The sequence below is a fragment of the Pectobacterium nicotianae genome (assembly GCF_023272715.1).
Taxonomy (GTDB): domain Bacteria; phylum Pseudomonadota; class Gammaproteobacteria; order Enterobacterales; family Enterobacteriaceae; genus Pectobacterium; species Pectobacterium brasiliense.
The window spans coordinates 1,968,714-1,991,636 of the sequence record NZ_CP096821.1; the positions used below are offsets into that span (position 1 = coordinate 1,968,714).

The following is a 22,923-nucleotide window of genomic DNA, read 5'->3' on the forward strand; positions in this document are numbered from 1 at the left end:
GAAGTATGAAGGGGATAAATCATAAATAAAAATAATAAGATCCATATTACATTGGGGCTGGGCATGTCAGAAAAACCATCTTATCGTGTGTTGATCGTCGACGATCATCCGCTTATGCGCCGGGGAATCCGTCAGCTACTGGCAACCGATGCCATTTTTGATGTGATCGGGGAAGCCAGTAATGGCATGGAGGCGCTGAGCCTCGCGAATCGGGATTCGCCCGATATCATCTTGCTCGATCTCAACATGAAAGGATTGAGCGGGTTGGATACGCTTCACGCGCTGCGGCGCGATGGGATCTGCGCCCGCGTCATTGTGCTGACGGTCTCCGATGCGCCCAGCGATATTTATGCGCTGATGGATGCGGGAGCCGATGGCTATCTGCTTAAAGACAGTGCACCGGAACATTTGTTGGATGCCATTCGTAACGGTGATGCTTTCAGCGAACAGGTGCGGGAGGTGCTGCGCCACCGTATCGCCATACAGGACACGCCGTCGCCCTTTACCGTATTGACGGAGCGCGAACTGGATGTGTTGCAGGAAGTGGCCTCTGGGCTATCCAACAAGCAAATCGCGAGTGTACTGTATATCTCAGAAGAGACGGTAAAAGTGCATATCCGCAACATGCTGCGCAAACTCAACGTACGCTCCCGCGTCGCCGCCACGGTGCTGTATCTGGAAACGCGCGGCCAGTAAGGCCGCGGTGTTGTTATCTGAAAGATGGCAAGATGCTTTATCTGGGTTGGTATTATTTGATGGGGTGATTGTAACTGTTATGTTTCAATCACCACCAAAAACAAACTCTCTAGCTCAGAATATAATTTTACTGTATATTTTAATGATGTATTTTGTCCAGTATGTAGCTCAAGTTCCCAAGATTTATTAGGATGCTTTTTATAATAATTTAATATATTCTTAATTACTTTTTCCTCATTAATTTGAACGGATTTTACCTTTTCTGACTTCAGGATAAGATCCTGTGTATCTTCGTAAGAGTTGTTGTTTTTATTTCTAACTTTTATATTTGATTCAATATCTATGTGTATTCGAGTAATGGATGAATCATGTTCAATTTCAAAATTCTTTCCAGAAATGTTATTTGAATAATCTCCGTCATTGTACCCTACATTGATATGGGCATGACCTTGACGTAATGAAGATTTCACTGCATATCTCCTTCATGTGTAATTTAAAAATAGAAAACCATCTTCGTGGCTGGATTTTTTTCTATTTTCTAAGGATGCGATCTATATCTATAAGTTTTTTGCTATTGTTTTTAAGATTATCGTATAGCTCATCCAATAGCGCTTGTGCCTCTTCAGCTAGGATTTCCCTTTCTGCTATTGTTTTAGTAGTAATCAGTTTTTTTATCCGGTTTGTTATCGTACGTTTCTTACCGAGAAAACTTGCATCATTGACTTCCCAGTAGATTTCCCAATAGTCATATTCTTGATATTTTTTTGCTAAATTGGATATTGTGCTACCATTTTTTATCGCTTCATTCATTTTATCCAAATCGTGCTTCTTAATTGGCATGATATTTTCCTTTCTGTTGCTATGTGGTTAGATATTTTATAAATACCCCATTGAGATTAATGAATAATAAATCCCAAAGAGGCCGATGGAAAAAACAATTAAACCTACTATTAGATTATTGAGGCTGTTTAGAACTGATTTACGTATGACGGATAATAGAGAATTATTATTAATGTCGCCGTTATTCTCTTCTATCCCTTTCAAATATTGAATAATTGATGCTATTTCATCACTTGTTGCAAAGTCAAAGTTTTCTTCAACCCACAAATAGGCATCTTCATATGAAATAAATTTAGGGATTAAGAATTGATTTCTTCTTAAAAGTTTCTTTATTCTAAATTCTTTCGGATATTGGTAAAATCCATTTAATGAAGCTAAGAGTAAAACTAAAGATGAAAAACCTACAGGAATCCAAAAAAAAGCCCAGATAGTTAAAGTCTTAGGAGGCTCATAGTTAATATTAATTTCATTTATACCTACTATTCTCGCTGAAGCTTCAAAATTAATTTCTTTTGAATCTGTAAGCAAACTGATAAATGCTTTATCTCCGGGGTTTAATAACGAGAAATTTATTATTACTTCTTGAGTGTCCTTCATCAAGGAAAAATCAAGATTGCTTGGAATCATTGAGTCGATTGTTGTATCAAGAATGTTCCCTCCATATGGGAATTTAATCTTGATTGGTGTGACAATATCAGACTCAAGTACTGGAGTACTTCCAGTATTCTCAATTAAGAAGGTTGCCTTCGATAGAGCATTCAATTTCTTATTTTTGTATATAAATTCCAAACCGTCAACATCTGTCATAGGAGAAATTATCTTACTATAAGAAACTAAAGTTAAAGAGATGCCCTTTTTCCCATTGTAATAATCCCAGATTATTGGTGTGATAATTCCGGGTACTGTTATTATAAATGCAACAAGAGTTGTGACACCAAATTTTCTCCTCATTTCAGAGAGATCCTTTATTTTATCTGTTAAATTCATTTTCGATTTAGGCTGGAATTATACCTAAGAAAAAATTAATTTTTTATGACGAATGATTTTTTAGGGATTATTGCCAGCTATCTAATCTTCATACAGTATAAATTATATTTTTTTGAAAAAATAACATTATCCAATATTTTTTGACAAATCAACAAATTTCTTCTCGGTTGTGTTAGAAATGGTGATGAATTAAATGTGTAACAGGTTATAAAATAAAGAATTAGCAAGAAATGGTTTGTATTTCTATGAGGTTTTATTGTTGGCTTAGATAAATATTTTTTAGAAGTGGTAGTTTTTACCCATGCTAAGGAATGTTTAAAATATGTGAAAAATTGAAATTAAACTAGTTATTATGAAATTAACAAGATACGAGTAGGGAGAATTTCAATTCACATTCATTAACCTACGGGCGTAGGGTAATATTTATAGAACATGAATTGGTACGACCGAGTGGACTAACATCCAGTATCTGACTCTTTGATTTAACAAAATTTATTCTATCACTAGTACAACTAGTGGACTTCATTGTGGACTTATTTTAAAGCTATAGCAAGGTTGCAGTAAGCGTTTCTACCAGAATGGTTCCGGTCAGATAGCATGTTCATAGCTTTCCGCGAATACAGAAGGCCGTGATTGCTGAAGCGAAGGGGAATCACTCAGTTAGTTGAGAATATGTACATCAGGAAGTTGATGGTAGAGCAACCCAGAGGTTGCCCTATGCAGAACGATGTTCTCAAGTATTATGGTGTATTAATCAATGGGGAAACAGGTCTGCTATCGACATCGTTACGTCTGCTAATATGGGAAATGTGGTGCAGGCCTTGCTTCTGCAACAATATACGGATGCAGAGCGCAATGTGTCATTGCCTTATATTTCCAATTCTGTTCGCGAAAGTGTTAGACGATTGGTTAGAAGAGTGACAATGTAGAGAGCTTCCTAGCCTGATCTAGATGAAGGGCGGATTCTTCAATTCCGCCCTCAATCAAAAGTTATTACAGATTATGACCTGATTTTTGAGCAGCGCTATGGACTTTGCTAGAAATGCTGATTAATTACGAGCAGCTCAGTGGCGAATATTTTTATATATTGGATATGGCCTCTCTCAGTTTTGGATGAACGATTGTTTGAAGTTTGGTTTTCGCCCAATCGCTTCTTTCGTGTGTGTCGAACTCGGCTAGTATCCAGAGCGCTGTACTTACACGAGAAAATAAGGAAATCGAGTTGAGACTGGTGGCTGCTGTGATCCAGTCGTCCGCTTGAGCTTCGGTGCTGGATAGATAGTTGAGGATGCCAAGCGTAATGGGCTCAATGATGCCTGCATCGGAATCCACAACTGACACGCCTTCTGGCATGTCAATGGTTGGAATCATTCGGAGGGATTGTGGCCCGCGATTTCCTCGCAGTGGTAAGGGGGAGGTTCCAATTTGGAGCAGCAGATTCGGATCTTTTCGTGTTGATCCATGTTCATCTTGAATCTCGAAGGGTATGGATGCAATATGAGATAGGATTAGCCAAGGATAGATATTCTTGTATGTTACGAGATCTTCGTCATCAAGATCGATTTCATGCTGCTCGCCGTCTAGAACAATAATCCCCTTGGTATTGGACTTGATCTCTACATCAATCATGATGCCATTGGGATGCATCATCGTGTAGCGGCTACCGACACTAAGAGTTTCTCTCTCTGGTTGGGTTTTCAACAATGCACTGATTAGACCGATGGGTAGCCCTGTTGAGCGTTTGGCGGTATCAATGATGGCTTGTGCCGCTACTACTTCACCCAGTGGCAGGTTGCTTGCTGCGCCAGCAATCCAGGCTGCAGCTTCATCTAAGCCGACTTTGACATGTGCGGTCAGTTCATCTGCAAGTGCATACGCCATCTCGCTTGCTAGTAACTCAGGAAGTCGAACCAGAATCGTTGCGCCAGCTACTTCGTCCATGCCAGGGCGAACATAGCCATGTGTGATTAGCCACTGTAGGTCATCAGATCCCAGTTCTGCGTTGGCTGCCTCGCGGCGGATGATTCCCATTTCAATTTGCTGAAGCACAAGCTCATAGGGGCGGGTTGAGTCCTGAGCATCTGTCAGCATCGAGCGAGCCAGACTTCTGAATCTCCGGCGCAACTCATGATTGCCAAAGAACCGCTCACGCACAAGTTCAAATAGTTGTAGCCCCAATAGCGACGGTGAATATAGAGCCTGATTTTCTGCTTTATCTGCTAGCTGGGTCTGTGCAGTATTCCAAACTGCTCTTAGTACCCAGGCGTCTCGGTACTCCGGTGCCATATCGGCACCTTTCATAAGGTATACGCGGTGTTTACCAAGAAGCGATTGGGCAAGTTTGAACTCGTTATCGCCCAAATACCCTACATACACTGTTTTTGCTCGGCGGCCCAGAGGTGATTGTGAGCGCTGGTTGGGCGATGCGAGAATGCTTTGTGCTGCTGGTTCATCCATCGCTATGACCACTGACAAGGATGACCCAAAGGTGGCGGACGAAAAGTCTTCGATTTCTCGTATTGTTGTCTCATCAGTTGCCTGCATGCCATCAAATGCCAGAACGAGTCGTGTATCCTCATGTTGCGAAACCCGAATGAGCCATTCGCGTGCCTCTGTGGGTGACACAGGCCAATCTAGAGAGTGTGAGATAGCATCGGCAAGTGTTTGCAATGCGCCGCGCCCGCTACCTGCCTCAACATAAAGTGTAGCGATGGTGTTGTTGTACTCTGTACGCTGGCACAGCTCTCGCAGCACGTTGCTCTTGCCAGACAAGGGCGGCCCTTCAAGGACAAGTAAGCGTTTCCCTGCGATCAGATTCAGCCATAACTCATTGGTGGCGCTGCGTGGGATGAGAAAATCGTTATTAAACGGACGGGCTGGCTCATCTTTAGATGCTGTCAGTTCATTGATTAAGCTAGAGGAAACATGCCTGACAGCTTGCATCCATACTTCTGGTGATGTGCCCATCAGAGTATTGACTGCATGACGAATGTCAGCTTTGGCTACACGGCTGGCTTGTGTTATGAGTTTTTTGAAGCTTTCCTCGCTTGGAGTTTCCGGCTGCCAGGGAGTTCCCGTGGCAGTTTCCAGAAATGTAACCTCTGTACCGTTAGTGACTACCACGAGTGGAGCAGGGGGCTGCACCAATCTAGCGTAAGACAAACCCTGAGCGCCATCTTCGGTGCTCAGCACGACACCAGGTCTTTTTAGTTCCATGACAGCTAGAGGGGTCCCATTGTGTTCGAGCAGGATATCAAGCTTGGCTTCAGCACGGGATTTTCCGTTATCCACTACCAGTGTCTGCCGTCCGAATTTGAAGCTGAATTTTATCTGATGCTTGATTGTGCCGCAGGGAAGAGATGGGAATGCCGTATTGATTGCCGCATGGATACGAGCCTCCAGATCAGCCTCTGTTTCTTCAGTTGTAGCCTGTTTTATTGTCATTATTAACTCCCTAATTACTTGCTCTATTTGAAATGTTATTGGATCTTAGGTATTTATTTTTCGTCTTGATAATAATTTATTTTTTCTTATAAAGAATATATTGGTTAATAAAATATGGCTGAGTGCGTGTTATCGGTTGATATGATTCGGGTCGGAGTCTTTATAAAGGAGGAGTTATGAGTTTTATATGCGCGGATTGTGTGGGAGAGCAATATTTACAGCGTTTGGTGCGAGATGCGGCAACACACGAAAATACCTGCGAGTACTGCAATAGTGACGAGCCAGCCTCAGACCTTTGGATGGTTGCGCAACGCTGCGAAAACATTATTGATACATTTTTTGAACTGTCCAGCAACACCATGGCAGTCATTCACTTTGACCGTACTCCTGCTGGATATGATCTTCATACGACAATTTCAAATTTGACCAGGATGCCGAAAGAAGCTGTTGATGTCGTTATAGAATATTTGAACAGTTTTTGGTATGACGACGATTTGGAAGAGTTTCGTTATGGCGATGATGACCCTTGGTTTGTGCTCAGGTCTTCGATAGCTGAACAGCTTGGTTATGCTTGGCAGAAGATGGAAGAAAGTTTGCGTTCTGACGTCCGCTATTTCAACCCCAAGGCAATTGAGCTGCTTGACAGGATTTTCGGTGAGTTGAACAGCGATCGTGATAAGGATGGGCAGCCTGTTGTGGTGGAGGTTGGCCCAGGAAAATCATTGGATACGCTATATCGGGGACGGGTGTTTCAAACGGAGGAGGCTTTGGCAGCTGCGCTCCAGTGGCCAGAACGATTTCTTGGTTCTCCGATTGCAGGAATTGGCGCTGCTGGTCGCATGAATGGGCAGGGTCAGCCCGCGTTTTATGGAGCTACAGCGCCAGAGCTCTGCATTGCAGAGGTGCGTCCATCTGTGGGGAGTCGGATTGCACTTGCTGCTTTTGATGTCATTCGACCATTACGCCTCTTGGATCTCCGCAGGCTGATGGCTGTAGACCTACAGTCGGGGGCAAGCCTATTTGATGCTGCGACACGTCCGGCGGTGGAGCGGCGAGACTTCCTAAGAACATTGGGCCATCGTCTCTCGGCACCAGTTGTACCTGAACTGCAGGATCGAGACTACCTCGTCACACAAGTCGTCGCTGATTATCTTGCAGCACATTGCCGATTAAATCTTGACGGTATTATCTACCCTTCAGCACAAAGTACACGTCCAGATGAACCACCAGTTGGTGATAACGTCGTGTTGTTCCGAAAGGCCAGTGAGGTCGCGGACGCGGAGGAGAGTGGCGAAACTGCAGAGATTGCACTGTGGGAGTATGAGGAAGATGGTCCTCAGAAATGGTTTCACCCTGCCATCTTGTTCAAGGATAGAGATGAAAATTGGTACGGGTATCGCCTGTTGAGCCCTGCTTTATCATTGCGGCGGGATTCAATTGTCATTCATGAGATTAGAGCAGTGCGGTATGAAAGTAAACCTTACACGGTGGAGTGTGTTTCTTCATTTAATGATCGCTGTTAAAGATCGAAATCCAAGTTGCTAATTTTATTACCTTCAAGAGGATAGATGGGGGTAAGGGTTTTTATATGGGGTTCTTTGTTATAGATTTCGGTGCAGGTGCTAAACATTAAATCTGAATGCACTCCATAAAATTGCCTATGGTTGAGTGGCACTCTGCTCCGAATAAAGTAAGTATTCCTGATTAGCGGCCTAATTTCTCAAGAATTCTCTCCCCGAGATATTCAGGTGAACGTTGACGTAAATCCAGATACCCTATTGTAGGGAGTAATCCTGGTATCTCTGTGTCATCAAACCTGACAGGGAGGACGTACTCTGCCCGTTCTTCAATTGCACGAGATAGCGCTGATTTTCTTTCATGGCGGGTCCACATTTTCTTAGCATAATGTTTTGAAATAAACATTATGCAGAACCGCCCTTGTCGACGGTAAACACTTTCCAAATGCTCAACTAGATCCTTGCCCCAGAGTGTTGTGGTTTCGTATTCGTCATAAAAAGTATCTACCCCCTTGCTTGCTAAGTAATCAGCTACTTGGGCGACATATGCTCTATCCTCTCCTGCAAATGAGAGTACGACATCGTATGCCTTGGGAGTGGGGTGAATTTTTGCCATTATGTTTTGTGGGACACTTCCGTCTTTAATTGCCCAGTGAGTACGTCCCATTTCACTTCTGGATATTCTTAGCCCATTTTTTAATTCTTCAAAACTTTCAGATGAAATATAACCGTTTTCTGAAAAACGAAAGCATATGTATGGTTCTCTTATTTTTATGTCCCTCATGTGGCCTACACGGATCTTTTTTGATGTGTTTTCCATGCCATGCTCATACAGAAGAAATGTTTGCAGTTTTTCCAATGATTTAAGATCGCTGGGGTTGTCCAAGGAAATTTCTTCACATTCATAACCACTATATTCTTTAAATCTTTCTTTAAGGATTTGCATCCAAGACTCGGTTTCCCAAGCCGTTTTATTTGCGCTGATCAGGATATTAAACATGTCTCGTCCTTTAGTTTTTGGCCTAATACAATCTTAAATATTCGTATGGTAGTGGCTGATTTTCAATTTTATGTCCCGGTTAATTTTTCATGAAGTATGTGTTAGCGGTACTTCTTTAGAGTCACTCCCCACGGTATGCGGAGTGACTGCTTCCTTGGCGTGGAGTACAAGTCAATCAACTATTTCTGGTTTTTCTTTCCAGTTTATTGCCATCGTCATCGAAATACCGGCTGGGCCAGATCTCAGCAGGTTCCACACCGAGCGCATCTGCTATCAGTCGTTCACCTTTTGGCCAGGATCGCGTTAGTGCGTTAGCGAGGGTAGAGGAACTGAGTCCTGCTTGTCGGGATAGAGCAGCCAGTGTGGTGTGTTTTTTACGAAGGCCTGCAATGATATCGGCGTTGTGCCAGTCCTGCTTATTCATCGTCATAGAATTAACCCTGAGTCTTACTGCTGGTGGCGATTCAGACAGGGTTTGCAGTACCGGCCATGTTTCCAAGTTCCGGCGAGGACGAATCCTCCCCTGCCTGAACCGCCATAACAGACGTACTCAAGCACACCAGCGCGTGAACGCTGATGGGAAACATGGTTTGGGGCTGCAAATCCCCGCCAATGGATTTTGCCAAAGGCATAACTAAGATAAGTGAAATTTGCAGCATTCTCAAATCAAATAGTGGATGAATTGGCTGGTTCTGTATCTGCAAGTTTCAATGAGGATGCAGACAATAAATGCCCTGATAAAGGCGATAGACAGAAATTAATCGATCATTTTCTTCAAAGAGATGGTCATCTCATATTCCTAATTCAAACTTTCAGCATAACTGCGCATTCTGCGCAACTTCTTGCTCACTTTCTGGTGTAAATCACTTTTTGCGCAATGGATGCCGTTTTTTCACGAGGTCTGCGCAACTTCTTGCTCAAATTTTGCTTAGGGAAAATTTGGATTAAGTGATTATTTAGTAAAAACAATGAGATAGAAGTTGGCATGCGAATTGCTATGCAGAGCGTGAAGTTACTCATCACGTTCAACAACAAGGAGCAAAACTATGCCAACTCCATGCTATATCAGCATCGAAGGTAAAACGCAGGGCAACATCACCGCAGGGGCTTTCACGTCTGATTCTGTCGGCAACATCTATGTGGAAGGCCACGAAGATGAAATGCTGGTGCAGGAATTCAAACACATCGTCACCGTACCAACCGACCCACAGTCTGGTCAGCCATCCGGCCAGCGCGTACACAAGCCGTTCAAGTTCACTGTCGCGCTGAACAAAGCGGTTCCGCTGATGTACAACGCCCTGGCCTCAGGTGAAATGCTGCCGACCGTCACCCTGAAGTGGTACCGCACGTCGGTTGAAGGGAAGCAGGAGCACTTCTTCTCTACTGTGCTGACCGACGCCACCATCGTCGACATCAACTGCCAGATGCCGCACTGCCAGGACCCGTCCAAACTGGATTACACCCAGTTAATCGAAGTGTCGCTGGCCTACCGCAAGGTTGACTGGGAACACACGGTTGCCGGTACCTCCGGCTCTGACGACTGGCGTACACCGGTCGAAGCGTAGTCTTTCTGTTTTTTTACCCGGGCTTGTCCCGGGTTTTCTGCGTGCACTGCCCTGAGGTCTGATTCTCCCAGACCTGAGTGCAGACAACACGGTGTTCATCACGGGAAGCGAGGGAATAAACGTGGCAAACAGTACAGGATTACAGTTCACGGTAAAGGTCGGTGCATTGCCCGCCTCGACCTTTGCCGTGGTGGATTTTCAGCTTAGCGAGGCCCTTAACCAGCCATTTGCCCTGTCGCTGAATCTGGCGAGTGCCCTACCGGGGATCGACTTTGGCGCCGTGCTCGACCAGCCGTGTGAGCTGCTGGTGTGGTACGAAGGCGAACTGAAACGGCGCGTCAGCGGGATTATCAGTGCCTTCGCACAGGGCGACACCGGCTTTCGCCGCACACGCTATCAGGCAGAGGTTCGCCCAGCACTGTGGCGGCTGGGGCTGCGTACCAATGCTCGTATCTTTCAGGCACAAAAGCCGGAGGCCATTATCGGTACGTTGCTGGAAGAGTCTGGCATTACCGATTATGCCTTTGCGCTGCGTCACGACCACGCCCCGCGCGAATACTGCGTACAGTATCGCGAAAGTGATTTGGCGTTTGTCACCCGTCTGGCCGCGGAAGAAGGGCTGTACTTCTTCCATGAGTTTGAAGACGGCAAGCACCGCGTCGTCTTTGCGGATGATGCCGGGGCGCTCAGCAAAGGCCCTGAGCTATTCTTCAACCTCGCCACGCAGGGACTGAGCGAAGGCGAGTATGTCCGCCGTTTCCGCTACGCCGAAGCCGTCAGTACCGCCGAAGTCGCCCTCAAGGATTACAGCTTCAAAACCCCCGCCTACGGCCTGCTGCACAGCAAGATGAGCGGCGAATTGGCGAACCAGCGTGAAAGCTATCAGCACTTCGATTATCCCGGGCGTTTTAAACAAGACCCGAGCGGCAAGGCCTTTACCAGCTATCGGCTGGATGCGTTACGCGCGAATGCCATGACCGGCTCAGGTGAATCCAATGCCGCGATGCTGATGCCGGGCAGCAGTTTTACCTTAACCGAACATCCTAATCCGACGCTGAATAGTGGCTGGCAAATGGTTGCCATCACCCACAGCGGGCAGCAGCCGCAGGCGCTGGAAGAAGAAAGCGGCGGTGAACCGACCACCTACAGCAACAGCTTCGAGGTGATGAGTGCCAAAAGTACCTGGCGTGCCGACCTGCCATACAAACCGATGGTGGATGGTCCGCAGATTGCCACCGTGGTGGGCCCCGCTGGTGAGGAAATCTATTGCGACGAATACGGTCGCATCAAATTGCAATTCCCGTGGGACCGCTACGGCGCCAGTGATGACCAGAGCTCTTGCTGGGTGCGCGTCAGTCAGGGCTGGGCCGGTGGTCAGTACGGCCTGATTGCCATCCCGCGCATCGGCCATGAGGTCATTGTCAGCTTCCTCGAAGGGGACCCGGACCAGCCTATCGTGACAGGCAGAACCTTTCACGCCACCAATCCATCGCCGTATCCACTGCCAGCGAACAAGACACGTACCTCGCTGCGTACGTCAACGCACAAGGGCGCGGGTTTCAATGAGCTGCGTTTTGAAGACCAGGCCGGTCAGGAAGAGGTGTTTATCCATGCCCAGAAAGACATGAACACCGTGGTGTTGAATAACCGTAGTACGACGGTGACCGCTGACCACACCGAAAGCGTCGGTGGCAATCAGGCGGTATCGGTAGTGAAAGACCAGTCCACTGAAATCCAGGGGCAGCAGAGTATCGCCGTGACCAAAAACCGCAACACGGTCGTGGATGACAACGACAGCCTTCAGGTGAAAAACAACATCGCTATCCAGTCGCAGAAGGGGGACATACTGATAGCCACTGACAAGGGGTTTATTGGTATCGGCGCTGACGGGGTCATCAATATCAAGGGTACCCACATTGTCATCAACGGCCAGCAAATCGACCTGAACTGAATAACAAGAACAACAAGGACACGTGAACATGTACCAGATGAACGAAGGCACCCTGGCCATTCCTGCGCAGTGGCGCGATGAATCCCTGCACGTTTTTGTCTTGCCGGATGAAACCACTAACCTGGTGGTTAACCGCACCCCGACCGAACCCGGTCAGACACCCGATGTGGTGTATCAGAAAACGCTGGAGCAGTTCTCTACCCATCTCAATGGTTATAAAGAAGTGCAATCGTGGGAACTGACACTGTCGGGCGCACCAGCCCCGGCGCTGGAATACACCTGGCAGTCACCGGAAGGCCAGATGCATCAGGTGGTGGTGATGCAGGTACGTGGCAACCTACTGCTGACGTTCACCATTACTGCCGCTGACGTGCTGAGTGATGAACGTAAAAAAGCATTATTGGCGGTGATCGAGACCTTCAACGCTGCTGAGCCTACCGCATCGGAGGGGATGGAGAGCGGCGATGCGTGATGAAATTCTGGCCCGCATTGCGCGTGTCGGCGCTATGCACGCGGGCAATCGGCCCACGCTGCCCCCCGACTTACCGACACCTGGTAGCGGCTCACCACCTACCTCGCCGGGTAAGCCTATCAAGCACAGCAGCTTTCTGGGGGCGCTGCTCGGTGCCGTTGCCGGGGCGCTGGTCGCTGCTGCGGTCGCGGCGGTGGCCGTTGCCCTGGTGGGCGTCACCGGTGGACTGGCGATTGCCGTGGTCGGTGGGCTGGCGGTGCTGGGGGCGGGAAGCCTGATATCGGCGGTCAGTGGTCGGGTATCCGCTATGGTGGACAGCGCCTCCCCCCCTGCGGGGAAAGTGGACAGCGGTTCACCGAATGTGTCGGTGGAAGGGAATCCGGTTTCCCGTGCTGAAGTCGATGTCGTTCTCTGCACCAAACACAACGGTCCGCAACTGATTGCGCAGGGCAGCGAGACCGTCTTTGTGAACGGTCATCCGGCTGCACGGATTGGTGATAAAACCGTGTGTGGTGCCACCATCAAGGAGGGGGCATCGACGGTGTTCTTTGGCTCCGGTCAGGCTACCGTACTGGAGATACAGGACGAGTTCAGCGGCTGGCAGAAAGCGCTGCTGATTGCGGTGGAATTTCTGGTGCCGCCGACACGTGGCCTGTTTCGCGGGTTGGGGAAGTTATTCTTTCGCGGCCCCAAAGCGGTGATGAAAGGACTGGGCGCTGGTGCACTTTGGGCAGGTAAGCGTCTCAGGCAAAAGACACGTTGCGCCACCCGTGCATTTAAGGCGAACAAGGGCCGGGCGCGGGTGACACAAGCGGCCAAAGCCTTCAAGAAAGACCCGGTGTATGTCGCCAGCGGTGAGGTGATTGAAAGCCGCACCGATATCGAGTTGGGGCAGACTATCCCGCTGGTGTTCGAACGTACTTATCGTACCGCTTCTTTACATGCCGGATTAGTAGGCCGTGGCTGGCAGGATAGCTGGAGCGAGGTCGCTACCGTCAGTCAGGATGAGGGCGGCATCCATGTCACTATCACGCTGGCACAGGGCTATGACATTGATTTCACCTTCGGGCTCGGTACTACCGTGGTGTACTGCGCCGAATACCCCGAATTCAAGCTGCTGCGACGGCATAACGGTTTTCACCTGTGGCACCGCGACAGCCAGACCTGGCGTGCCTTTACCGTCAAACAGGGTGACCAGTTGCTGTTGTCGGTCATTACCGACAACCACCAGAACCGAATCGACTTTCTCCGCGACCCCAAAGGCTACCTGCGCAAGATACAGCACAGCGACGGCATCGAGCTGCTGCTGGTATGGCAGGGGGAATTTCTGCGCCAGGTGCAGCGCATTGACGGTGGTCAGAAAACGGTGCTGGCCGAATACCGTCAGGATGAGCAAGGCCGACTGGTCGAGGCAGATGCCTCCCATGCTTATCACCTGTTCTACGAGTATGACAACCATCATCGTCTGACTCGCTGGCACGACAACGACAAAACCTGGGCGCGTTATGAGTATGACCATCAAGGCAGGTGCATCTACACCACCTGTGCCGACGGCTACCTGACGGCGAAGTTTGAGTACCTGGCCGATCGTGTGGTGATGACTGACGGGCTAGGCCAACGCAGTGAATATGGCTTCAATGACCTGCACCTGATGGCGTGGGAGACATCCCCGCTCGGCCATATCATCCGCTATGAGTATGACGATGTGGGCAACCTGCTGCGGGAAATCTCCCCGGCGGGTCGGGTGGTGGAATTTGCCTATCTGGAGGATACCGGACTGGTCAGCACCTTCACCGACGGCAGCGGCCACCAATGGCAGTACGCCTACGACGACCATGAGCGGCTTATCGGTATTACTGACCCACTCGGGCGCCACTGGGCATGGCAGTACGACAGCAATGGCAACCCGCAGAGTCTGACCGGACCGGACAACAGCGAAGTGCGTTTTGCCTGGAATCGCTACGGCCTGCTGACTGAAGTCAGCGACCATAACGATCAGGTACAGGCCAGCCTGTTTTACGACCACCGTCAGCGCCTGCTGAGTGCCACGGATGCGGAGTCCCGTACCCAGCAACTGCGTTATGACCAGCAGGACAGGCTGACCACCTGGACACGACCGGATGGATCAACCTATCGGCTGGGTTATCGTCGTGCAAGCTGGAAGCTGCCGGAGCAATTGCTGCGTCCGGATGACAAACAAGAGCAGCGCCAGTATGACAAACACAACAACCTGCTGAACTATACCGACGGCAACGGTGCGGTGTGGCGACAAACCTACGGCGCGTTTGATTTGCTGACGTCACGTACCGATGCGGCAGGTCGCACCTGGCAGTACGAGTATGACAAGGAAAGTCAGCAACTGGTGTGTGTCACGGCACCGGACGGTAACCAGTGGCAGTGGTGGCTGGATGCCGATGCGCGGGTTATCCGCGAACGGGACATGGCGGGTACGGAGACCCACTACGGCTATGACGAAGACGGCCACTGCATCGCCGTTCGCAATGGCGAAGGAGAAATCCGCCACTTCCTGTGCGACGGGCGCGGATTACTGATAAAAGAAACGGCACCAGACGATATGCTGCACTACCGCTACGATGCGGCAGGCAGGCTTATCGACGTGACGTCTGCGACCAACCATATCCAGTTGGAATATGACCTCCGTGACCGAGTAGTGCGGGAGTGGCTGAACGGCACAGTTATCACCCGACTGTTTGACGATACTGTACACACTGTGACTCGGACACTGACATGGAAAGGCGAAGAAGACAGCGCGGCACTCACCAGCACCTTCCATTACCGCGCCACAGGCGAACTGCATCAGGTCATGCTACCGGACGGGGCGGAGCTGACACTGGCGCATGATGCCGCTGGACGTGAATCTATCCGCCACAGCAAGGTCGGCTTTACGCAGCAGCGTGAATACGACGCCATGGGCTGGCTGACGCGGGAAATGAGCGGCCAGATGGCTGACGGTCGGTTGCAACCGGTACAGACCCGGGAATACCTGTACGACGGCGCGGGCAATCTGACCGGCACCCGGCGCAACCGCGAGGCGGCAGGCTATCAACTCGATGCCAGCGGGCGGGTACTGTCTGTACTGAGCGGTGGCGCGGGTCGCACTGTTAACACCGAAGAACAATACCGCTACACCCGTAACGGGCTGCCACAGGACACGACAAGGCTGACCGAATGGCAGGCCGGACGACTGACTCAGCAGGACAACACTCACTACCAGTACGACAAGGCCGGAAGGCTGATACGCAAACAGGTGGTACAGCCGGGTTATCGGCCGCAGGTATGGCACTACCGCTGGGACAGCCGTAATCAGTTACGGGGAGTCGATACACCGAACGGCGAACGCTGGCTCTACAACTACGACGCGTTCGGGCGGCGCATTGGCAAACGCTGTGACCAGAAAGCTGAAGATATTCACTACCTGTGGGACGGCGACCAGATTGCCGAAGTACGGCACTATCGCGACAATCAGCTTATCAGCCGCCGTCACTGGGTGCATAACGGCTGGGAGTTGTTGGTGCAGCAGCGCCAAACTGTGGAGGGGAATTGGGAAACGGATTTTGTCACCAGCGGCCATAATGGTGAACCGCAGGCAGTCTTTAACCCGCAAGGCGAGCTTCGCTGGCAGGCTCCGTACACCAACTTATGGGGCCAGCGTTATACAGATAATACTGAAAGTCTTGATCCGGGACTGGCCTTTGCGGGGCAGTACCGTGACGCTGAAAGTAGCTTATGCTATAACAGGTTCCGCTATTATGATCCAAGTGGTGGTGGTTATATCTCGCCAGACCCGATAGGGATAGCGGGGGGAGAGAATAACTACGGTTACGTCCAGAATCCGACCTGTTGGGTTGATCCGTTTGGGTTGGCATCTTGCCGTCTTACTTATATGGGAAGAACTCCAGGTAAAAAGACTAAAACAGGGCGAGCTGTTATTGAGCGAATGCGTGGAGAAGGTCGCATTCGTGGTTCTGGTGATAGGATGCAATTTAAAAGTTCAACTGATAGTAAGTGGTATCGTATTCAGGATGCTGATATGGCTCATTTAACTGATGCTGTTAAATATTGGAATCAAAAGGGTGGGTACTATGGGGCGAAGTCTAAAGAAGTCAGAGCCTTTATGCGGGACCCCAAAAACTATGAGTTAGAGTATTTTGGACATAACCGTTCTCAGGGTGCAAGCCTGCCTGATAGATATAGAAATCCAAGTGATTTTATTGGGCCTGCGGAAATCTCGCAATACTTTCTATGATTAAATAGGTGCGTAATGAAGATTCTTTCTGATGTAAGTCAAGAGCTAGAGGAATTAATAGTATCTGTAGTCGAAAAGGGTAATCACCTTCATGATAAAAAATCTTATGGGCAGGCATTAGAAGAATATAATGAAGCTTGGCGATTACTCCCTGAACCAAAGCTAGATTGGGAAATTGCCAGTTGGATTTCTGCGTGTATATATAGTGCATATTTCGACATGGAGGATTTTCATGAGGCTAAAAAATGGGCAGGAATTGCATTGCAAACCAGAGGGTCAGATATAGATACGGCTCCGTTAATTGATCTTGGGATGGTTTGCTATGAGTTAGAAGAATATGATATGGCTTATAAACATTTTCATGATGCGTATAGCTACGGAAAGAAAAGAGCTTTTCAGGAACGACCTAAAAAATACCTTGATTTTTACTTGAATAAAATGTCGAAGAATTGAGTTTTCTGTAAAATTCAAATGGCATAGAATTTATTATTTCGTAAATATCGTGATTATTAAATGAAAAATGGCAGATTTTTTGAATAGTCAAAATTATTTAATAAATCTGTCTTTTTAATACGTAACCAGCTTAGGGGGTAGACATACCGATTGAGCGACTATGATTTGTTAGGGTGGATCATCGCTAAACGCTGTGGCCAGGACCTATGAGGAATACCTGTTGGGCGGCGGCCATATAGCTGGGGTACGGCACCACCGCGACGTTGACTGGGGGAACATAAGGGCTGGGAGCAACTGGATCTATAGTGTTAGCATATTAAGTGCATTCTAAATTACGCCGAATACCGTCTAGTTCACCACTACTGAAACTCCGTTAATATGGTGGAAAAAGATGGCAAAGGTTGTCATCATGTGCACTAAATTGTAGGTCGTGAACGCTCTTGTGGCCTGTCGGTATCGTCAGGACTGGTAACTTTCTTTTTTCAGCTACATCTTTCGGTAGAGCAGGTGGTTGGTGCTGTTGCATAGCACATAAGCTGTTTTCTTTATCGACAAGAAGAATAGTTTTTCCCTGCAGGTAGTAAACGGTGCCAATACACCCGATCACGCACCAAACCATAAGCGAGAGTGGTAGCTTGTCGCGGAAAAATCTAAACTTCAGCTGTTCATCCATCCAACTGATCTGATGCTGCCAGAAGAATTTATAATGCGCGTACCAGTCACTGAACAGGATCTGCTTGCTCAAGCAGTGCTGATAGTATTCGTTACGAAGATCATCTAGTCGTTTTAGTTGAGCAGTGGTCGGTGGGCTATTAGAGCTCTGCACCTCTCTATACAAGTCACGCAGTTTTTCGAGAGTTTTTGTTAAATACTGGGCAGCCTTTTCATAATCAGGTTTCTTATGGTCATAGTAAGATATATAGATCGCACAGATACCGAATATCAGCATTATGGCAGACGGAATTTTTGCACTCAGCTCGTCAATAACTAATGCAAATATACCAACAGCCATTGAAATGAATCCGATAAAGCCCGGAACTTTATCTACGATATCCAGAGTGGCCCAGTGCTTTTTACAACCGATACCAACGTTGTAGCCGATTTCAGCAGTAGATTTCAGAAATGCTTCTCTATTCATACAGCCCTACTCAATTGGAACGTGAATGCGGTCTTTGGCCACAACGACCCCATTTTGGACGACGTAACATTCCACGATATGGTCGCCAGCAAAATTGGTGTGCTCCGATATTGTAGAGTGGCCGCTATCCTTTACGATTTGGCCGCGCAAACAGTCCCGGCGCTCGGCTTCCTCGCCACGATTCAGAACTTTCCAGTACATCTGGCTGTTACCCGGTACTGTGTTATCGATTGCTTCAAATTTTAGGGACTTTTTAGGACTCAGTTTGAAGTTTCTCCGCAGCATAGAGCGCAACTTGCCCGGTTGAAATCCTGCTTGAGTGACTTCACAATCGATTTTAAGCTTATAGCGAATATCGATCGGGAAGCGATCTTCCACAAACTCTTCAGTCTCGCGGAAGGAGCGTGCCGATGCTTTAGCAATCTGTTTCTCTGATGCTGGGAATCGGTTGCCATAGACTTTCTGCCATTTTGCGTTTTCGCCGTCGGTTCCTGAGGCATCAATAGCCTCGAGGCAAAGTTGGTGAGCCTTGCTGGCAGCGGTCTGGAAAGATTCCTTAACCTTGACATGCTGCCCGCTACCTAAGGCTGCATAACGTTCTTTTTTTGGTTCATCTGCCAAGTATTTGAAGAAGTCTCGGCTCAGCCAATCGTAATAAAAGTAACTTCTGGAATCGTATTCGGTAGTGGAATTCAAAAAGTTGTGTGCCAGGGTGTCGATCAGCAGACCACCCATCGCCACGCCGTGTTTATTTTTCCAGGCTCTTGCCATTTTGCATAATCTACGCAGATTCCTGTTCTTTTCGGCATTCGCGTCCGCCATGGCCTTAATTTCGGCTCGAGGCTTGGTTATCTTCCAAGTTCCACCTTTACGCGTATCAGGAAATTTGAAGCTTCCATCGTCTTGTTCAAATGCAGGTTGTACCTCTACATGGAAGTTGGTATACAGCACCCTTACCACAGGGCTATCCACATAGATATCTGTTCTGGGATACCTAGCCTTCAAGGCGTCTTTGACAGCGGTGAGCAGCTTTGATTGACCACCGTCTATGTTGTAATCATCCCATTTGCTTGCAGGCATGATATAGATCATGTCCAAGTCTGAAATACCGCGTATGGCTGACCAACGGCCATAGGATCCTACCTGCAGATTATTGGCAGTGCAGGAATCTGTGTTCCTGAATCGTTTATTTAGGCAAGACGTAATGTCACCGTATTTTCCGCTTATCTGTTCGCCGTTATCAATTTTTATATTTTCCAGAAACGTCTGGAATTTTTCAGCGATGCTCAATTTTCAAATCCTTATGTATTATGGGTGTTAGCAGATCGGCATGCCCACAACCCAAGTTCTGCATCCATAATAAGGTGGCGGTATATAGGCACCAAAATATAAAAAAATCGAGCACTTGACTTGTAAGAACATACTATTTGGCTGTTAAGTGTAAACAGCGCATCTCCGCTATTCAAGCGATGAAATTTCAACCTGCGCTGGAAATCACGGAAGGAGTCGGCTCAACAACGCTTTGTTTGGCTACGACAAAGTAGTGTGGGGACTCTGGATAGGACAGCGGCAAGCCAACGGAGATTAGATATGAACTTTAAGAAACGACAAGCAGTTGAGATATTTCGAGATCAGTTATCTGGATCGCGCTATCTGATCTGTCTCGATGTTGAGGCAACTTGTGACGACTACCCAAAAAGCATGAGTGTTGCTGATAGAGTAGGCCATTCATTACTGGTCACTCCCGAGGAAATGGAAATTATTGAGATTGGGATTGTTGCACTGGACTTACGACAGCATTACCAGGTAGTGACCAATTTCTCTCAGTTTGTCCAGCCAATTATTCACCCTGATTTGACACCGTTTTGTAAGGCACTCACTGGGATCAAACAGAATGATGTAGATAGTGCCCAACCATTTTCGAAGGTTAGCCAGATGGTGGATACTTTGCTGCAGCCGTTTTTAATAGAGGGTGTGGTTTGGTGCTCTTGGGGCACTTACGATGCTGACCAAATTAAACGTGACTGCGTAAGGCTCGGTGTTAAATCATCTCTCAATGGCCTCAAGCATCTGCCTGTTGATTTGTTCTACAGTAATGTTTTCGATACACCGGCGCCGGATTTGAAGAAAGCCGTGGAGTCATTAGAAATCACTTGGGAAGGTCAGTACCACAGAGCGTTGGATGATTCCCGTCATGTAGCACTGTTGGTGACCAAGCTGCTCGAAACGCTATAGCAGTTAGGCTCAACACCAGTTGATGTAGAATGGATTCCTGCAAGGTTCGAAGCCTAGGCAGAACGCGATTGTCTATGAATGGCAGCGGCAGTTCGGTGGCGATCGTCAGGCAGCAGCAGACATGATGCTATCCCCGAAATTTGATCAAGAGTGAGTTATTTGGCTACCTGAAAGGCATATTTTCTGGTGTGTTAATGCATAAGATGTATTTTATTAATAGATATTGTATGAATAGGTAGTGATATTATCATAAGAAATATCACTACTAAATCAATACCTCTTTATATAACATATTTTTGCTGAAGAATATGCCATATAAGTATAAATATACATTCAGTTTTTATAAGGATACTATCATTAATAGTCTATGCTCCAATATCATTCAACCATTTTTCAACAGTTCGAATTGGTAAGCCTAGTCGTTCCTGTGAACTTGTTTTTTGATCAATTGCAGCATTTTTTGTTTTAGCTTTTGCTTCATAAGCAGCGGCGACTTCAGCAGCAGCAGCTTCTCCAAATAATACTGATAGCTTTTTACCGAATTCTTCCGGTGTCTGGCTTTCATATTTAACTTCATAACCATAGTGATTGGAAAAAGCCAAAGCTAATTCTGTACCAGTGACGGCTGGCAATATACCTACACTGATAACACCTGTTAATGAAAAATTAGTCAGCAAGGCTGCTGCAACATCTGCTATATCCAGATGGGAACACCATGAAACAGGAAAGTCATCCCTGAGTGGATAAGGTAGTTTATGTTCCTGTTTTACTGCTTCAGTGACAATCGGCAGCAATAAGTTTTCAAGGTATTGAACGGGGGCAACGATAGCTAAAGAAATGCCAGTATTTTCAATCCCACTTACCAATGCAGGCAAAGCCCTATTATCGCTGCTGCTTTCCAGCTTCCAGCCACTTGTGGAAATAACCACTCGTTTTGGTCGCGCCTTACCAACAGCTTCGGCGATAGTGTGTGCATAATGAAGACGCTGGTCTTCTGACCCTAATGGTAAATGAACGAACACACCATCAGCACCTGTGTACGCTTTAACAAGAGAATCTACGGATGACATATCTACTGCTACCGCTTGCCCGTTTGCGATATCTGCAGGGTTACGTACAGCAGCAACCGCATTTTTCCCTTCTGCAATCAACATATTATATAACGGAGCACCTTGAGCACCTGTTGCGCCATGAATGATAAATTTCATAAATCATACCTTATCAGTAGTGTTTGGAATTTATGATAGTGCTATGATTGCATCAGTTACGTCAAATGCACTAATGGAGATTTTTAAGTGGGAAATCAAAAAAAACCATGCTGTGGTGTTGCTCGTTTTTTAGAATTGCTGGACGGCCCTTGGGCAACACTCATCGTCCGCGAGCTCCTTACTGGGCCCAAGAGGTTTACCCAGCTACGTGACGCACTTCCCGGTATCAGTGCCCATACACTAACCAATCGCTTAAAAAAATTTGAAAAGCATTACCTAGTTACGCGCACTGCTTTTGCTGAAACACCACCAAGAGTAATATACGAGCTTACTGACATGGGAAAAAAATTGAACACTGTTCTGGAAGCCATGAAAGAGTGGGGAGACTCGGTTCCTGATGAAGACTTATCGCAATTTCCCGATATCTCTGGCTCTATAGCGGAGAAAAAATTGACAGACGTATGCCCATTTAAAAAGCAGAAGGTTCTTGATTAGATGATTTAATCACACCATTTACATTTAAAAATTATGCGAAATTTATATTTTCCCGTATAAAAATAAATGTATTTGGTTTTTTGAGCTGACAAGTAACATCATTGTTAGGGGAGCTATGGACTTGTCTATTCTGGCGAACGTGAGCGATTTATTTCCTGATGTGCTCTAACGCCCATAATTGCCTTCGCTTTTCATTCTGGGTCAGCTTTTTTCTCATTGATTTAGTTCGCCTGTGAGCGTTATGTATAAGCATGCCTAGGATGACGTTGGTCTATGTATTATCAATACCATTCATCTTATGTCTACCATAATCATGATAATAGTTTTTCTTTGCTATTTGGCTTCATCTTCGCGATTAATCGAATTTAACTGTGACTTCAGATTACTACTTAGTTAATAGCAATGCCTAGTGTTGATAGTTATTAATTCAATAATGATTATTACAGTCAGCTCCATCCCCATCAGTATAATGACAGATTGACGCCGAATGAATCAGAACAATTGTTCTGGAAGAACGCTAAAACCATGGCCAGTTTTATTGAGCACTACATTTTCTACCTGGATGTATGCGTTCTGGACGATGTTTTAAGAATGCTTGTAGGGAGAGATGTAGGAATGTAAAATTTATCATACTTATAGATATTGAGGTTTTGAA

18 protein-coding genes are annotated in these 22,923 nt (G+C 47.1%); 9 read left to right on the forward strand and 9 right to left on the reverse strand.

Annotation, left to right across the window (positions count from 1 at the left end; genetic code table 11):
* The first annotated feature begins 63 nt into the window (after positions 1–63).
* Positions 64–696: a nitrate/nitrite response regulator protein NarP gene (gene narP / locus MYB54_RS08870; RefSeq protein WP_014915760.1), complete on the forward strand. Its 633-nt coding sequence runs from the start codon at positions 64–66 to the stop codon at positions 694–696.
* Positions 697–773: 77 nt separating this feature from the next.
* Here the strand turns inward: narP and MYB54_RS08875 are convergent, their stop codons facing one another.
* The 4 genes from MYB54_RS08875 to MYB54_RS08890 form a co-directional block, all read right to left on the reverse strand.
* Positions 774–1,166, reverse strand: a complete 393-nt coding sequence (locus tag MYB54_RS08875) for a hypothetical protein (protein ID WP_014915759.1) — start codon at positions 1,164–1,166, stop codon at positions 774–776.
* 61 nt (positions 1,167–1,227) lie between these two features.
* A complete protein-coding gene (locus tag MYB54_RS08880; RefSeq protein WP_205594110.1) occupies positions 1,228–1,536 on the reverse strand; it encodes a hypothetical protein in 309 nt (102 codons plus the stop codon).
* A 36-nt stretch (positions 1,537–1,572) separates the two neighbouring features.
* Positions 1,573–2,487 carry a hypothetical protein gene (locus MYB54_RS08885; RefSeq protein ID WP_248721824.1) on the reverse strand — a complete coding sequence of 305 codons (915 nt, stop codon included), beginning with the start codon at positions 2,485–2,487 and terminating at the stop codon, positions 1,573–1,575.
* A 1,116-nt stretch (positions 2,488–3,603) separates the two neighbouring features.
* Complete coding sequence (locus MYB54_RS08890; RefSeq protein ID WP_248721825.1) at positions 3,604–5,967, reverse strand: type I restriction endonuclease; 2,364 nt, start codon at positions 5,965–5,967, stop codon at positions 3,604–3,606.
* 176 nt (positions 5,968–6,143) lie between these two features.
* Here MYB54_RS08890 and MYB54_RS08895 point away from each other — a divergent pair, with 176 nt between their 5' ends.
* Positions 6,144–7,490, forward strand: coding sequence for an RES family NAD+ phosphorylase (locus MYB54_RS08895; RefSeq protein ID WP_053221228.1), 1,347 nt, complete (start codon positions 6,144–6,146; stop codon positions 7,488–7,490).
* Between the two features lie 181 nt (positions 7,491–7,671).
* On the opposite strand, the gene MYB54_RS08900 is transcribed toward MYB54_RS08895, so the two are convergent.
* Positions 7,672–8,484: a toll/interleukin-1 receptor domain-containing protein gene (locus MYB54_RS08900; RefSeq protein ID WP_053221229.1), complete on the reverse strand. Its 813-nt coding sequence runs from the start codon at positions 8,482–8,484 to the stop codon at positions 7,672–7,674.
* A 175-nt stretch (positions 8,485–8,659) separates the two neighbouring features.
* Positions 8,660–8,908, reverse strand: a complete 249-nt coding sequence (locus MYB54_RS08905) for a helix-turn-helix domain-containing protein (protein WP_226293120.1) — start codon at positions 8,906–8,908, stop codon at positions 8,660–8,662.
* A 622-nt stretch (positions 8,909–9,530) separates the two neighbouring features.
* Here MYB54_RS08905 and MYB54_RS08910 point away from each other — a divergent pair.
* The 5 genes from MYB54_RS08910 (at position 9,531) to MYB54_RS08930 (ending at position 17,192) form a co-directional block, all read left to right on the forward strand.
* Complete coding sequence (locus MYB54_RS08910; protein WP_039503428.1) at positions 9,531–10,049, forward strand: Hcp family type VI secretion system effector; 519 nt, start codon at positions 9,531–9,533, stop codon at positions 10,047–10,049.
* Between the two features lie 121 nt (positions 10,050–10,170).
* Positions 10,171–12,000: a type VI secretion system Vgr family protein gene (locus tag MYB54_RS08915; RefSeq protein WP_226293111.1), complete on the forward strand. Its 1,830-nt coding sequence runs from the start codon at positions 10,171–10,173 to the stop codon at positions 11,998–12,000.
* A 28-nt stretch (positions 12,001–12,028) separates the two neighbouring features.
* A complete protein-coding gene (locus MYB54_RS08920) occupies positions 12,029–12,472 on the forward strand; it encodes a DUF1795 domain-containing protein (protein ID WP_048257607.1) in 444 nt (147 codons plus the stop codon).
* The gene (locus MYB54_RS08925; protein ID WP_226293112.1) at positions 12,465–16,739 is read left to right on the forward strand and encodes an RHS repeat-associated core domain-containing protein; all 4,275 of its coding nucleotides are present in this window, start codon (positions 12,465–12,467) and stop codon (positions 16,737–16,739) included. The genes MYB54_RS08920 and MYB54_RS08925 overlap by 8 nt, the downstream gene beginning before the upstream one ends.
* A gap of 15 nt (positions 16,740–16,754) precedes the next feature.
* On the forward strand, positions 16,755–17,192 hold the full coding sequence (locus MYB54_RS08930; RefSeq protein ID WP_005967067.1) for a hypothetical protein: 438 nt from the start codon (positions 16,755–16,757) through the stop codon (positions 17,190–17,192).
* A gap of 373 nt (positions 17,193–17,565) precedes the next feature.
* Here the strand turns inward: MYB54_RS08930 and MYB54_RS08935 are convergent, their stop codons facing one another.
* Positions 17,566–18,330 (reverse strand): SLATT domain-containing protein, encoded by a 765-nt coding sequence (locus MYB54_RS08935; protein WP_226293113.1) that lies wholly within the window; start codon positions 18,328–18,330, stop codon positions 17,566–17,568.
* Positions 18,331–18,336: 6 nt separating this feature from the next.
* The gene (locus tag MYB54_RS08940; protein ID WP_226293114.1) at positions 18,337–19,620 is read right to left on the reverse strand and encodes a nucleotide-binding domain-containing protein; all 1,284 of its coding nucleotides are present in this window, start codon (positions 19,618–19,620) and stop codon (positions 18,337–18,339) included.
* A 300-nt stretch (positions 19,621–19,920) separates the two neighbouring features.
* Between MYB54_RS08940 and MYB54_RS08945 the strand changes: the two genes are divergently transcribed.
* On the forward strand, positions 19,921–20,565 hold the full coding sequence (locus MYB54_RS08945) for a 3'-5' exonuclease (protein WP_226293115.1): 645 nt from the start codon (positions 19,921–19,923) through the stop codon (positions 20,563–20,565).
* Positions 20,566–20,930: 365 nt separating this feature from the next.
* Here MYB54_RS08945 and MYB54_RS08950 read toward each other — a convergent pair whose 3' ends face one another.
* Positions 20,931–21,773, reverse strand: a complete 843-nt coding sequence (locus MYB54_RS08950) for an SDR family oxidoreductase (RefSeq protein ID WP_039503410.1) — start codon at positions 21,771–21,773, stop codon at positions 20,931–20,933.
* 87 nt (positions 21,774–21,860) lie between these two features.
* On the opposite strand from MYB54_RS08950, the gene MYB54_RS08955 reads away from it, so the two are divergent.
* On the forward strand, positions 21,861–22,268 hold the full coding sequence (locus tag MYB54_RS08955; protein WP_226293116.1) for a winged helix-turn-helix transcriptional regulator: 408 nt from the start codon (positions 21,861–21,863) through the stop codon (positions 22,266–22,268).
* The last annotated feature ends 655 nt before the right edge of the window (positions 22,269–22,923 follow it).